The sequence below is a fragment of the Flavobacterium branchiophilum FL-15 genome (assembly GCF_000253275.1).
Taxonomy (GTDB): domain Bacteria; phylum Bacteroidota; class Bacteroidia; order Flavobacteriales; family Flavobacteriaceae; genus Flavobacterium; species Flavobacterium branchiophilum.
The window spans coordinates 1,897,246-1,911,950 of sequence record NC_016001.1 but is presented as its reverse complement, the minus strand read 5'-3'; the positions used below and the strand labels follow the sequence as shown (position 1 = coordinate 1,911,950).

The window sequence follows — 14,705 nt, the reverse complement described above, 5'->3', positions numbered from 1 at the left end:
TCAAATGTCATACCCATTAGTTGAAGCCGAATTAGACGAAAAAAAAGTTTTATATGATTATCAAGAATACGATATTGATGCCATTTTTGAAAGAATAGACAACCAAAAAAACAACTTTCATTTGCTGTACCAATTGCCTACGGGTGGTGGTAAAACAGTCGTTTTTTCTGAAATAGTTAGAAGGTATATTAAAAAAAATAATAAAAAAGTAGTAATTTTAACTCATAGAATAGAGCTTTGCAAACAAACTTCAAAAATGCTCAAGGGTTTTGGTGTAAAAAATAAAATTGTAAACAGCAAAATCAAAGATTTGCCAGACCAGCATGAATATTCTTGTTTTGTAGCCATGGTAGAAACCTTAAAAAATAGGTTAAATGATGAAAAATTATTGATAGATGATGTAGGTTTATTAATAATTGACGAAGCTCATTATAATTCTTTTAGAAAATTATTTAGTTCTTTTGAAAATTCTTTTATTCTTGGCGTTACGGCCACTCCTTTAAGTTCCAATGTTGGGCTTCCCATGCACGAAAATTATGATGAATTAATCGTAGGAGATACCATACAAAACTTGATAGATAATGGTTTTTTAGCAAAAGCTACTACCTATAGTTATGATGTTGGACTTACTTCATTAAAAGTAGGTATAAATGGCGATTATACAGTAAAATCGTCAGATGATTTATATACTAATATGGCAATGCAGGAAAAATTATTGCATGCTTATACCGAGAAATCTTTAGGCAAAAAAACATTAATTTTCAACAACGGTATCAACACCTCGCTATATGTTTATGAAACTTTTAGAGAAGCAGGCTATGACATTAGACATTTAGATAATACCAATAGTAACGAAGAACGTAAAGAAATTTTGCATTGGTTTAAAAAAACGCCTCATGCTATTCTTACTTCTGTTGGAATTTTGACAACAGGTTTTGACGAACCTACCGTAGAAACCATCATCCTAAATAGGGCTACAAAATCATTAACGTTATATTACCAAATGATAGGGCGGGGCTCTCGTCGATTGCCCAACAAAGACAGTTTTACGGTAATCGATTTGGGTAACAATGCTGCCCGATTTGGTTTGTGGAACGAGCCCATCAATTGGCAACATATTTTTAAATCGCCAGAGTTTTACCTCGAAAATCTAAGAGACGATGCCGAAATTGAAATGAATTTTAAATATGTAATGCCTGATGAATTACGTCAAAAATTCAGTAAAACTCCCGATGTTACTTTTGATGTGGACGACGAACACAAATTGGCCATCAAGTTCAATTTGCGTTCAAAAATTGTACTCGAAAAATCGCTCGACCAGCATGCGGCCATGTGTGTAGATAATACCGAAACACTTCAAGAAGCCCGTGCATTAGCCAAAGAATTATTAGCAGATATAGAAAGTAGAATAAAAAAATATTCAAATTGTTTGAGTCAATGTAGTAAAAATTATAGAGAATGGCTAGTCGATGATTATATTAAAAACCTCAATTTATTGATAGGGAAGAAGTATCGTGAAAAAATTATGAACGAACCAGATTAATTTTTTAGGGAGCTTGATCCCGCTTTTCGTTACAATCTTTTGTGGCGAACCCCGCCACAAAAGGATTTTCACTACAATCGGGGCTAGATTCATTTTCAAAAGTAACGCTTTCTTAAAACAATATTTTCATGTCAAATTTTATCGATTTAGGTTTAACAAATGCTTTTGTTGAAACGCTTAAAAGCCTGAATATCAATACTCCAACTGAAATTCAACAACAAGTTATTCCACAAATCCTACAAGCACAACATGATGTAGTAGGCATAGCACACACTGGTCACGGAAAAACAGTTGCTTTTGGTGTACCCATTTTGCAACAAATAGACGTGCAAAACCCTCATGTTCAAGCTGTTATATTAGCACCAACCAGAGAACTTGGACAACAAATTACGCACCAACTACAACAATTTGCTCAACATCATTCGTCAATCAACATTTTGGCTACTTGTGGAGGCAATCCAATAAAACCACAAATTGCGGCCTTGCAAAATAACCCTCAAATTGTGGTGGCTACGCCAGGGCGATTGCTAGATTTACTCGAACAAAAGGTACTCAACTTGCAACACGTGCAATTTGTAGTTTTGGATGAAGCAGACGAAATGATGGCCATATTACACGACAGTTTGACCAAAATCGAACAATATTTGCCCAAAAATAAACGACAGTTTTTGTTTACAGCAACATATTCGGTGGGATTAAAACAGTTGGTACAACAAAATTTTTCAAAAAATACTGCTATTATTACATCGGTTGTAGGTACAAAAACCAATACAAACATCAAACACCATTATGTAATAGTAGATCCAATAGAAAAATTAGCAGTATTATTACATTTATTAAATTCAAAACCAAATCAAAAAGGAATTATTTTTTGTAAAACAAAAGCAGCTGTCAATAAATTAGCCAAAAATTTAGCCATCAAAAAGTTTACCTCGGGTGCCATTCACAGTAGTTTGACACAGCCTATAAGAGACAAAATGATGTCGCAATTTAGAGCAGGACATATTCCTATTTTAGTGGCCACAGACTTGGCTGCACGTGGTATCGATATAGATGACATCCAATATATTGTAAATTATCACTTACCAGATACTTTAGAAACATACATTCACCGCAGTGGTAGAAGTGCCCGAAATACTCACAAAGGCTTGGTTTACAATATCATACAAGAAGAGGAATTAGCCCAATTGCAAACTATTGAAAAAGCGATTGAGTTGCCCATTTTAAAATATGAAAAACCTGACAATAAAAGTATTGAAGATAATAATACGATGATATGGGCCAAACAAATTTTTAAAACCAAACCCAATCATCAAATATCTAATGAATTGAAAAACGACATTAAAGCAATTTTTCATCATTTAACAAAAGATGAATTGATTGATAAAATTTTGGCGAATCACTTGCAACAAAACGCTAAAAAGTAACCAATATCAAAGCCAATGTGCTCCTATTTTTGGTTCTATTATTTTGAACTATAATTAATATTATGTAAAATAGAAAATTACATTTATCCATTTTGCCTATCGCATGCCTTTCACATGATACAGAGCATTGTTACAGATTTATTTTAAAATTATAGTTAAAAAAATAAATACAATTTTATAAAGATAGCATTATCAATAAATAAATGCTTTTTTGAAAATTTGTGTAACTCAAAACTTGATTTTTCACATGATTTCAATTATAAATGTAATAGTAAATTTATATTTACCTAAATCTAACTTATTTGATTTCATTTTTTTATCAGGAAATCATTTGCAAATGTGAAATGAGTCTATAATATCGAATTTATTTATCTTTTATATTTGAATTTAATATTTAGCTGTTTTTTACAAAAGTATAAAGCAATTGATTAGGAGCTTTTTTTTATGAGAAATGGATAAAAAAACAGTTGAAACAAGGTAAAAATAACACAACAAACTACCCCAAAAAAGCTGCCCCCCCCTACTCTTTTCGTGGTATTTTATTACAAAAAAAAGTCCCACCGAAGCAGGACTAAAGATTTTCATCTACGGCATATAGCCTTATTGTGATAAGATTAAAGATTAGAAATATTAATCATGCTGCAAATATATAAAACATTTTTAAATGTATATAGCGAAAAAACTTTTTTTTTAAAATATTTTTTCCAATATATTTACAAAAAATATGAAAACACAAAAATGGCAAAAATATTAGGATTAGATTTAGGCACAAACAGCATTGGCTGGGCGGTGGTTGAAAGAGAAAACATTGATTTTTCTTTAATTGACAAGGGAGTTAGAATATTTTCTGAAGGAGTGAAATCTGAAAAAGGGATTGAAAGTTCAAGAGCAGCTGAACGAACTGGTTACAGAAGTGCTAGAAAAATAAAGTACAGAAGAAAGTTAAGAAAATATGAGACTCTAAAAGTACTTTCTTTAAATAGAATGTGTCCGCTTTCAATTGAAGAAGTTGAAGAATGGAAAAAATCTGGGTTTAAAGATTATCCATTAAATCCAGAATTTTTGAAATGGTTGAGTACTGACGAAGAATCAAATGTTAATCCATATTTTTTTAGAGACCGAGCAAGCAAACACAAAGTATCTTTATTTGAATTAGGTAGAGCATTTTACCATATCGCACAAAGACGTGGTTTTTTGAGTAATCGATTGGATCAATCAGCAGAAGGAATTTTGGAGGAGCATTGCCCAAAAATAGAAGCAATTGTTGAAGATTTAATTTCAATTGATGAAATTTCAACAAACATAACAGATTATTTTTTTGAAACAGGAATTTTAGATAGTAATGAAAAAAATGGTTATGCCAAAGATTTAGATGAAGGCGATAAAAAATTAGTTTCTTTATATAAATCTTTATTGGCTATTCTGAAAAAAAATGAATCGGATTTTGAAAATTGTAAAAGTGAAATTATTGAACGATTAAATAAAAAAGATGTTTTAGGCAAAGTAAAAGGTAAAATAAAAGATATTTCACAAGCTATGCTTGATGGAAACTATAAAACATTAGGTCAATACTTTTATAGTTTGTATAGCAAAGAAAAAATAAGAAATCAATATACTTCAAGAGAAGAGCATTATCTTTCAGAATTCATAACAATTTGTAAAGTTCAAGGCATTGATCAAATTAATGAAGAAGAAAAAATAAATGAAAAGAAATTTGATGGTCTTGCCAAAGATTTATACAAAGCTATCTTCTTCCAAAGACCTTTAAAATCTCAAAAAGGATTAATTGGAAAGTGTTCCTTTGAGAAAAGCAAATCTCGATGTGCAATTTCGCATCCTGATTTTGAAGAGTATAGAATGTGGACTTATTTGAATACCATAAAAATTGGTACACAATCGGATAAAAAATTACGATTTTTAACCCAAGATGAAAAATTAAAATTGGTGCCTAAATTCTACAGAAAAAATGATTTTAATTTTGATGTATTAGCCAAAGAATTAATTGAAAAAGGTTCAAGTTTTGGTTTTTACAAATCATCCAAAAAGAATGATTTTTTTTATTGGTTTAATTACAAGCCGACAGATACAGTAGCTGCATGTCAAGTCGCTGCTTCATTGAAAAATGCTATAGGTGAAGATTGGAAAACAAAATCATTTAAATATCAAACAATAAATTCTAACAAAGAACAAGTTTCAAGAACAGTTGATTACAAGGATTTATGGCATTTGCTCACTGTAGCAACATCTGATGTTTATTTATATGAATTTGCTATAGATAAATTAGGCTTAGATGAGAAAAACGCAAAAGCATTTAGCAAAACTAAGCTCAAAAAAGATTTTGCAAGTTTGAGTTTGTCTGCAATTAACAAAATTCTTCCTTATTTAAAAGAAGGATTGTTGTATTCTCATGCTGTTTTTGTTGCAAATATTGAAAACATTGTTGATGAAAATATTTGGAAAGATGAAAAACAAAGAGACTACATTAAAACACAAATTTCTGAAATTATAGAAAACTATACTTTGGAAAAAAGTCGATTTGAAATAATAAACGGCTTACTCAAAGAATACAAATCAGAAAATGAAGATGGAAAAAGAGTTTATTATTCAAAGGAAGCAGAACAAAGTTTTGAAAATGATTTAAAGAAAAAACTTGTTTTATTTTATAAGTCTAATGAGATAGAAAATAAAGAACAACAAGAAACTATTTTTAATGAGTTGTTACCTATTTTCATTCAGCAATTAAAAGATTATGAATTTATTAAAATTCAACGCCTTGATCAAAAAGTGTTAATTTTTCTGAAAGGGAAAAACGAAACAGGTCAAATTTTTTGTACTGAGGAGAAGGGAACAGCTGAAGAAAAGGAAAAGAAGATAAAAAACAGATTAAAAAAACTTTACCATCCATCAGATATTGAAAAATTCAAAAAGAAAATAATTAAAGATGAGTTTGGAAATGAAAAAATAGTTTTAGGAAGTCCATTAACACCCTCAATTAAAAACCCAATGGCAATGAGAGCTTTACACCAATTACGTAAAGTGCTAAATGCTTTAATTTTAGAAGGTCAAATAGATGAAAAAACGATTATTCACATTGAAATGGCACGTGAATTAAATGATGCCAACAAAAGAAAAGGAATACAAGATTATCAAAATGATAATAAAAAGTTCAGAGAAGATGCTATCAAAGAAATTAAGAAACTTTATTTTGAAGATTGTAAAAAAGAAGTAGAGCCTACCGAAGACGATATTTTAAGATACCAGTTGTGGATGGAACAAAACAGAAGCGAAATTTACGAAGAAGGAAAAAACATAAGTATTTGCGATATTATAGGTAGCAATCCAGCTTATGATATTGAGCATACTATTCCAAGGAGCCGTTCGCAAGATAATTCGCAAATGAATAAAACTTTATGCAGCCAACGATTTAATAGAGAGGTTAAAAAACAAAGTATGCCAATTGAATTAAATAATCATTTGGAAATTTTACCTAGAATAGCACATTGGAAAGAAGAAGCCGATAACTTAACTAGAGAAATTGAAATTATTTCTCGTTCAATAAAAGCGGCTGCAACAAAAGAAATAAAAGACAAAAAAATAAGAAGAAGGCATTATTTAACTTTAAAACGAGATTATTTACAAGGCAAGTATGACCGTTTTATTTGGGAAGAGCCTAAAGTAGGTTTTAAAAATAGTCAAATTCCAGATACTGGAATCATTACAAAATATGCACAAGCCTATTTAAAATCATACTTTAAAAAAGTAGAAAGCGTAAAAGGCGGAATGGTGGCTGAATTTAGAAAAATATGGGGCATTCAAGAAAGTTTTATTGACGAAAACGGAATGAAACATTATAAAGTAAAGGATAGAAGCAAGCATACGCATCATACTATTGATGCCATCACTATTGCTTGTATGACCAAAGAGAAATATGATGTTTTGGCTCACGCTTGGACTTTAGAAGACCAACAAAATAAAAAAGAAGCTCGTTCAATAATTGAGGCATCAAAACCTTGGAAAACTTTTAAAGAAGATTTATTAAAAATTGAAGAGGAAATTTTAGTATCACATTACACGCCAGATAATGTTAAGAAACAAGCTAAAAAAATTGTTAGAGTTAGAGGAAAGAAACAGTTTGTAGCAGAAGTTGAAAGAGATGTAAACGGAAAAGCTGTTCCAAAAAAAGCTGCTTCAGGTAAAACAATTTACAAACTTGATGGAGAAGGTAAAAAACTCCCAAGATTACAACAAGGAGACACCATTCGGGGTTCTTTGCACCAGGATAGTATTTATGGAGCGATTAAAAACCCATTAAATACAGATGAAATAAAATATGTTATCCGAAAAGATTTAGAAAGCATCAAAGGTTCAGATGTTGAAAGTATTGTGGACGAAGTGGTAAAAGAAAAGATAAAAGAGGCAATTGCAAACAAAGTTTTATTGCTTTCATCAAATGCACAACAAAAAAACAAACTTGTTGGCACGGTTTGGATGAATGAAGAAAAAAGAATAGCTATTAATAAAGTTCGAATTTATGCAAATTCCGTTAAAAACCCGCTACATATAAAAGAACATAGTTTGTTATCAAAGTCCAAACACGTACACAAACAGAAAGTGTATGGGCAAAACGATGAAAATTATGCAATGGCTATTTATGAGCTAGATGGTAAAAGAGATTTTGAATTAATTAATATTTTCAATTTAGCAAAATTGATTAAACAAGGACAAGGATTTTACCCTTTACATAAAAAGAAAGAAATAAAAGGAAAAATAGTTTTTGTTCCTATAGAAAAAAGAAACAAAAGAGATGTTGTTTTAAAAAGAGGTCAACAGGTTGTTTTTTATGACAAGGAAGTTGAAAATCCAAAAGACATCTCTGAAATAGTTGATTTTAAAGGAAGAATATACATAATAGAAGGTTTGTCTATTCAAAGAATAGTTAGACCGTCAGGAAAAGTTGATGAATATGGTGTAATTATGTTAAGATATTTCAAAGAAGCTAGAAAAGCTGATGATATTAAACAAGATAATTTTAAGCCAGATGGTGTTTTTAAATTAGGAGAAAACAAACCTACAAGAAAAATGAATCATAATCAATTTACAGCCTTTGTTGAGGGAATTGATTTTAAAGTTTTACCTTCAGGTAAATTTGAAAAAATATAGATTATGGAATTAGAAGATAAAATAATTTTAAGAAATCAATTAGCATTGTTAATCAGACATCTTAGAGAATTAAATGGAATTTCTCAAGAAGTGTTAGCAAATAAAATAGGAATTAAAGAACACACAATGATTAGAATAGAACAAGGTAAATTTTCAATTAATGCAGAATTATTGTTGTTAATTTTGAAAAATCTAGAATGTACCATTTTAGCTAAAGGAAAGGAGTTTAAGATTTAAACTGTTTTTTTTCTCTATATATTGAATTTGAGCTGTTCTGATTAAATAAATATAATTTAATTAAAATATTGAATGCAATAATACAAAGTTCTTTAAAGTTTAGATATTAATTTTAAAAAAGCTTTCTAGTTTAGAAAAAAATTCTAAACATTTCTAATAAACGCTTACTAGTATAGAAGAAAGTAGCTAATGTTTCTTGTAAAGGACTACTGTTTTAAAAGATAGTAATTAAAGTTTCTAATAAACGCCTACTCCTTTAAAGATAATGAGCTAACGTTTAATATAAACGCTTACTAGTTTAGAAGTAACTAGTGAGCATTTATTATAAACACTTATTAGTTTAGAGGAAGGGAGTTGATGTTTGTTATAAATGCTTATTATTAAAGAATAAACACCTATTAATCACAATAAAGGCTATAATAGTTTATAAAAAATGTTAAAATAATGCAAAATAATTTTATGGTATAACTTTTTTTTTATAATTTTATATAAATTTTTAAAATATAAAACAATGGCAAGAAAAAAATTAGTCAGAGTACCCGACCTTGATAAAGGGACTACTCGTTTGGCATCAGTAAAAAGTATCGATCCAGTTATCGATTTAGGTAACGGCATCACTGCTGAAAATTATGAAACACAGATTAATTTGTTACGCACCAAGCTAAACAATTACAACACGGCTTTGAGTACTATTGATGATTTGTATAACGAGTGTATTATACAAATAGATGTGGTACGAGATTGGAATGACAGGGTTTTGACTGGCGTTGCAACCAAATTTGGCAAAAACAGTTCGCAGTATGAAATGGCTGGTGGCGTAAAAAAGAGCGAACGTAAAAAACAAACGCCAAAACCAAGTGCCTAAAGATCAAAATCCCAATGTAAAGATTGGGATTTTTTTATGGTTTTAAAGAAAGGGGTGTTTTATTTTTTTAAGCTTATAATCAATTCGAAACCATAAAAAATTAAAAATTAAATAATTCGGTTTATATTTGCACTAATAAATGATAGCATGATGGCACGACAAAGCATTACTCTAGCAGAAGAAAACGACGAATGGTTGAAAAACCAAGTAGCTAACGAAGTGTTTACAAGTAAAAGTGAAGCGGTAAATTATTTGATTAAAAAAGCTCGTGAACGCGATGCGTATCATGAATATGTTCAAATGAAAATTGATAGCGGATTAAAAAGTGGTTTTGCTGTGAAGCAAACCAAAGAAGAAATGTTAGCCGAGTTCAAAGAAAGATTGAATGTACTATAGTTATTTTTTAACTCGAGAAGCAAAAGAAGATTTGTAGAGAATTTATGAATTTGGTGTTTACAAATTTGGAGCTGCTTAAGCAGATAATTATTTTACAATGTTTCATGATTGTTTTGACAAAATTGCAAGCAATCTTTATATGTTTCCGATGGTCTCAAATTATAAAAATGTAGAACGATTTTGTGTTTGTGGTGTTGATACGATTTATTACAATATCAAAGGTGATGAAATTGAAATCGTTACCATCATTGGAAGACAAAATTTTTAAAAGTTCTTTGACATACGTTTTCATGGTCTTAAACAGCCAAACCACAAAGACGATATAAGAGTAATCTGTGCATCAGTGGCAATTTTAAAGTTGTGGTTTACAAACACCAAAATAATATTTTTTATAGGTGTGTTTGTGAATTTATTTGATTAAAGATTAGAAAACACGATATGTTCAGATTTTTTGAAAATCAACGGTATTGAGTTGTGGTTTACAAACACCAAAATAATATTTTTTATAGGTGTGTTTGTGAATTTATTTGATTAAAGATTAGAAAACACGATATGAACATATTTTTTAATAATTACATTTTTAGTGTTGTGGTTTGATTAAAAATTAGAAAACACGATATGGCGGGTTAGAGTAGTCTGGTAGCTCGTTGGGTTGTGGTTTGATTAAAGATTAGAAAACACGATATGCATGCCAGCAGCTGCCGATACGTTGGGGTGTTGTGGTTTGATTAAAGATTAGAAAACACGATATGAATACTTGCAAGTGTTTGTATATTTGCCCCGTTGTGGTTTGATTAAAGATTAGAAAACACGATATGTTTAACGCTTTAATTCAAGCGATTACAAGCGTTGTGGTTTGATTAAAGATTAGAAAACACGATATGCGTTTTATTGGTGCAATTGTTTTGGCCTACGTTGTGGTTTGATTAAAGATTAGAAAACACGATATGTGGGGCAACATGTACCGTAGCAGCTGGCGTGTTGTGGTTTGATTAAAGATTAGAAAACACGATATGCCTAGTATTAAATTAATATCCAACGCATCCGTTGTGGTTTGATTAAAGATTAGAAAACACGATATGCTCAAATAAAAGTGCCAGCAGGAGCCATAGTTGTGGTTTGATTAAAGATTAGAAAACACGATATGCAAGCAAAAAGAAAATGAAATTAAGGACGAGTTGTGGTTTGATTAAAGATTAGAAAACACGATATGATTACGCCCGATGGTGTGGGCGGCACTTGGGTTGTGGTTTGATTAAAGATTAGAAAACACGATATGTCGCCATGATTTTCGATGTTATTATGTATAGTTGTGGTTTGATTAAAGATTAGAAAACACGATATGCATACCAGCAGCTGCCGATACGTTGGGGTGTTGTGGTTTGATTAAAGATTAGAAAACACGATATGAATACTTGCAAGTGTTTGTATATTTGCCCCGTTGTGGTTTGATTAAAGATTAGAAAACACGATATGGATTGTGCTAAAACATTAAGTTCGTTAAATGTTGTGGTTTGATTAAAGATTAGAAAACACGATATGACCAAAGAAAAACTCACAAATTGTGAGAATGTTGTGGTTTGATTAAAGATTAGAAAACACGATATGTTTAACGCTTTAATTCAAGCGATTACAAGCGTTGTGGTTTGATTAAAGATTAGAAAACACGATATGCGTTTTATTGGTGCAATTGTTTTGGCCTACGTTGTGGTTTGATTAAAGATTAGAAAACACGATATGGCTTGAAGTTTCCAAAATGGAGTTCAAATAGTTGTGGTTTGATTAAAGATTAGAAAACACGATATGAAATCTTTTGGCTGTATCAACTGTATTAGCGTTGTGGTTTGATTAAAGATTAGAAAACACGATATGTTTCCGACAAATAATAACACACCACAGGCAGTTGTGGTTTGATTAAAGATTAGAAAACACGATATGTTTGGCTATCTTAGTTTCTTCATAGCCATTGTTGTGGTTTGATTAAAGATTAGAAAACACGATATGATTTCCAAATGCCATTTCAGGCAAATACAGGTTGTGGTTTGATTAAAGATTAGAAAACACGATATGTTTTTCAGTTGTTAATGAAAACCCTTCAATGTTGTGGTTTGATTAAAGATTAGAAAACACGATATGAGTTTATAAAAGAATATGAAAACGGAACTAGTTGTGGTTTGATTAAAGATTAGAAAACACGATATGTTTCTAATCATTATTTTTTCTTTTTAAGAAGTTGTGGTTTGATTAAAGATTAGAAAACACGATATGATAAGGGTTTGACTCTATTCTACAAACATCGTTGTGGTTTGATTAAAGATTAGAAAACACGATATGAGTTGGCTTGTTGCCTTCTGATATTCAAGGGATTAATTGTAAATATCGTTATAAAAAATGCCTCTTTATAGGACTGATAACCCTATATTGAGGCATTTTTTGTTTTCTAAAACAGCTCTAGCTGTACAGGCATTGGTACTTTTGGCAACGGAGCTTGGCCCCAATAATTCATAATATTGCCAAACTGTTTGTCGGTTATCCGTACAACACTCACCTTGCCTAGTGGGGGCAACAATTGTACGATACGTTTTTCGTGTACGTCGGCACTCTCGCTACTGGCACAATGTCTTGTATATACAGAATATTGCATCATCGTAAATCCGTCGTTCAATAATTTGTTTCTAAAAACCGAGGCATCTTTACGGTTTTTTTTTGTTGCTGTGGGCAGGTCAAAAAATACAAACAACCACATTATCCGATATCCGTTGAGCTCCATAACTTGGCATATTTTATTTTTTTTGCGTTCGCCCGTATAACATTGTTGTAGCGAGCTGGCTGTTTTTTGTAAAGCCACCATCAAAGGGCTTTTTTCGTTTTCAACTATTTTTTAAAAGAAGTTTATTATTACAAATAAAGTGGCTTTTTTGCAGACGCTGCGTTAGGGATAGTAGTGGAAATCCTTTTTTGGGGCAGGGCTTTTTTTTGGCCCTGCCCCAAAAAAGATTGCAACGGATAGCCCGGCCCCTTGTGGGAACGCCCAAAAAAGGGTTGTGGTTTTGTAGTGAAGTTTTTTTTTTGATATTATTCATCAAGTAAATTGTGTGTAGGGCTGTGGTTTGAAATTGTTTGCACCGTTCAAAGTATTTTGCTACATTTGCCATAAAATAATGCACCAATGAACAATCCCGTAGCAGATAAAATAGCAGATTTTTTATCGGATTTTAAACCATTTAACTTATTGAGCCACAGCGATTTGTTGTTGGTGTCTAGAGAAGTGAAAATATTGTACAAAGATAAGGGCAAAACGTTGTTTCAGGTAAACGATGCGTTGCACGATTGTTTTTATGTGATTTATTCGGGAAGTGTCAAATTGACGGTGTTTGCAGATGCCGAGGAAACGTTGTTGAACAAGTGTCAGAGGGGGGATATTTTTGGATTGAGGCCTTTTTTTGCAAAAAACAACTACATGATGACGGCCACGGCCCGAGAAGATGCTATGGTGTATGCGATTCCGTTGGCGGTTTTTAAACCGCTATTGGCTTCAAACACAGAGGTTTTGGATTATTTATTGGAAAGTTTTGCCTCGGTGTCTAGTACGTCCAAAGATAGTAAAAACACGATTTCGGATGCCATTTCGATGACAGAAAATGGGTCGGAAATTCAGTATTTTCAGGCATTAAACTATTCCAAAACAACCTTGCAGGTGGTAGTAGAGCAAACGATACATCAGGTGGCACAGTTGATTAGTGAAAAAAATACTGATTATTCGCTTGTAATAGAAAATAATTTACCAATTGGTATTGTAACCGATGAAGATTTTCGGTCGAAAGTTGCAACAGGCCGCTACCCTATTTTGTCCTCAATAGACAAAATCATGTCGTCGCCCGTGATAACGGTTACCGAAAACATTTCGTTGACAGAGGCTCAATTGTTGATGCTCAAAAACAGTGTTACCCACTTGTGTGTTACAGAAGATGGGAGCGACAAGTCGGTGGTAAAGGGAATTATTACACAAAATGATTTAATTGTAGCACATTCTAACAATCCTGGGGTGTTGTTGAAAGAAATAAAGAAGGCAAAAAGTACTAAAGAATTGAAAAATATTCAGGAAAAATTGTATGAATTGATTCAAACTTCTATTTCAAAAAACATACCTATACAAAGTATTGCCATGATAGTGGGCGAAATATTTTTTGCGTTAAATAAAAGGGTTATTGAGCTGGCTATTATGGAGTTGGGGACTCCTCCAACTACTTTTGCATGGTTTAGTATGGGCAGTCAGGGTCGAAAAGAACAAATTTTGCAAACAGATCAGGATAGTTTTTTGGTGTTTGATGATGTTGCGGCCGATATGTACCGCAATGTGAAAGATTATTTTTTGAAATTGTCTAAAAAAGTAACCACAACGCTCGAAAAAATAGGGTATCCGATGTGTTCCAATGGTCATGTGGCCAGCAATTATATTTGGTGTAAGTCGTTGAGCGACTGGACTAAACAGTTTAACAATTGGATTAATACTCCAGGTGAAAACACAGACGATGTATGTAGTGTTTTTTTTGATTTTGAATTGATTTATGGCGAAGTAAAAATAGAAGAAACCTTACAGAATATTGTGTTTAAAGAACGAAAATCCAATCATTTGTTTTATGATTATTTAGGTAACGAAGCCATAAAAAAACCAGCCCCCTTGAATTTTTTCAAAAAATTTAATTTGGAAGAAGAAGGTGCCGAAAAAGGGAAATTTGATATCAAAACCCGAGGGCTACTGCCGCTGGTAGATGCGGCAAGGTTGTTTGTATTGAGTCAAAACATCAAAGGTAATGGTCATACCTACTTTAGGTTCAAGCAGTTAGCACATTTGAATCCGCAGCATCAAGCTTTATTTTTGAATTGTGCCGAGGCCTTTATCACGCTTTCTAAATTTAGAATTTTGGATGGATTGAAAAATGATAGCCAGGGGCAGTATATAGATTTAGAAGAATTTTCAAAGTTGGATAAAGAAAAATTAAAAAATGCTTTATTAAGTTTGAAAGATTTAGAAGAAATCATCAAAGAACAATTTCAACTAACCCATTTTTCGTAA

Annotated in this window: 9 protein-coding genes and 1 CRISPR repeat array; of the genes, 8 read left to right on the top strand and 1 reads right to left on the bottom strand. The window is 31.6% G+C overall.

Annotated elements, in window-relative coordinates:
• Positions 1-4 precede the first annotated feature (4 nt).
• The 7 genes from FBFL15_RS08235 to FBFL15_RS16500 all read left to right on the top strand — a co-directional run bounded on the left by FBFL15_RS08235 (position 5) and on the right by FBFL15_RS16500 (position 9,896).
• Positions 5-1,543 (top strand): DEAD/DEAH box helicase, encoded by a 1,539-nt coding sequence (locus FBFL15_RS08235; RefSeq protein ID WP_014084153.1) that lies wholly within the window; start codon positions 5-7, stop codon positions 1,541-1,543.
• Positions 1,544-1,671: 128 nt separating this feature from the next.
• Positions 1,672-2,970, top strand: coding sequence for a DEAD/DEAH box helicase (locus FBFL15_RS08230; protein WP_014084152.1), 1,299 nt, complete (start codon positions 1,672-1,674; stop codon positions 2,968-2,970).
• Between the two features lie 738 nt (positions 2,971-3,708).
• The gene (cas9, locus tag FBFL15_RS08225) at positions 3,709-8,130 is read left to right on the top strand and encodes a type II CRISPR RNA-guided endonuclease Cas9 (RefSeq protein ID WP_014084151.1); all 4,422 of its coding nucleotides are present in this window, start codon (positions 3,709-3,711) and stop codon (positions 8,128-8,130) included.
• Between the two features lie 3 nt (positions 8,131-8,133).
• A complete protein-coding gene (locus FBFL15_RS08220; protein ID WP_014084150.1) occupies positions 8,134-8,367 on the top strand; it encodes a helix-turn-helix domain-containing protein in 234 nt (77 codons plus the stop codon).
• A gap of 511 nt (positions 8,368-8,878) precedes the next feature.
• Positions 8,879-9,232: a hypothetical protein gene (locus FBFL15_RS08215; protein WP_014084149.1), complete on the top strand. Its 354-nt coding sequence runs from the start codon at positions 8,879-8,881 to the stop codon at positions 9,230-9,232.
• A gap of 147 nt (positions 9,233-9,379) precedes the next feature.
• On the top strand, positions 9,380-9,628 hold the full coding sequence (locus FBFL15_RS08210) for a ribbon-helix-helix domain-containing protein (RefSeq protein ID WP_231847455.1): 249 nt from the start codon (positions 9,380-9,382) through the stop codon (positions 9,626-9,628).
• A 97-nt stretch (positions 9,629-9,725) separates the two neighbouring features.
• Positions 9,726-9,896, top strand: a complete 171-nt coding sequence (locus tag FBFL15_RS16500; RefSeq protein ID WP_158309093.1) for a hypothetical protein — start codon at positions 9,726-9,728, stop codon at positions 9,894-9,896.
• A 137-nt stretch (positions 9,897-10,033) separates the two neighbouring features.
• Positions 10,034-11,962: direct repeats of the CRISPR family, unit length 36 nt; unit sequence GTTGTGGTTTGATTAAAGATTAGAAAACACGATATG.
• 106 nt (positions 11,963-12,068) lie between these two features.
• On the opposite strand, the gene cas2 is transcribed toward FBFL15_RS16500, so the two are convergent.
• Positions 12,069-12,398 carry a CRISPR-associated endonuclease Cas2 gene (cas2, locus tag FBFL15_RS08200; RefSeq protein ID WP_044032506.1) on the bottom strand — a complete coding sequence of 110 codons (330 nt, stop codon included), beginning with the start codon at positions 12,396-12,398 and terminating at the stop codon, positions 12,069-12,071.
• A gap of 399 nt (positions 12,399-12,797) precedes the next feature.
• On the opposite strand from cas2, the gene FBFL15_RS08190 reads away from it, so the two are divergent.
• A complete protein-coding gene (locus FBFL15_RS08190) occupies positions 12,798-14,705 on the top strand; it encodes a DUF294 nucleotidyltransferase-like domain-containing protein (RefSeq protein ID WP_014084146.1) in 1,908 nt (635 codons plus the stop codon).

What these genes read in the sequence shown, in the direction of transcription:
- FBFL15_RS08235 (WP_014084153.1), top strand. Translation starts at nt 5, where the DNA reads ATGTCATACCCATTAGTTGAAGCCGAATTAGACGAAAAAAAAGTTTTA.
- cas2 (WP_044032506.1), bottom strand. Translation starts at nt 12,398, where the DNA reads ATGGAGCTCAACGGATATCGGATAATGTGGTTGTTTGTATTTTTTGAC.
- FBFL15_RS08230 (WP_014084152.1), top strand. Translation starts at nt 1,672, where the DNA reads ATGTCAAATTTTATCGATTTAGGTTTAACAAATGCTTTTGTTGAAACG.
- FBFL15_RS16500 (WP_158309093.1), top strand. Translation starts at nt 9,726, where the DNA reads ATGTTTCATGATTGTTTTGACAAAATTGCAAGCAATCTTTATATGTTT.
- FBFL15_RS08220 (WP_014084150.1), top strand. Translation starts at nt 8,134, where the DNA reads ATGGAATTAGAAGATAAAATAATTTTAAGAAATCAATTAGCATTGTTA.
- FBFL15_RS08190 (WP_014084146.1), top strand. Translation starts at nt 12,798, where the DNA reads ATGAACAATCCCGTAGCAGATAAAATAGCAGATTTTTTATCGGATTTT.
- FBFL15_RS08210 (WP_231847455.1), top strand. Translation starts at nt 9,380, where the DNA reads ATGATGGCACGACAAAGCATTACTCTAGCAGAAGAAAACGACGAATGG.
- cas9 (WP_014084151.1), top strand. Translation starts at nt 3,709, where the DNA reads ATGGCAAAAATATTAGGATTAGATTTAGGCACAAACAGCATTGGCTGG.
- FBFL15_RS08215 (WP_014084149.1), top strand. Translation starts at nt 8,879, where the DNA reads ATGGCAAGAAAAAAATTAGTCAGAGTACCCGACCTTGATAAAGGGACT.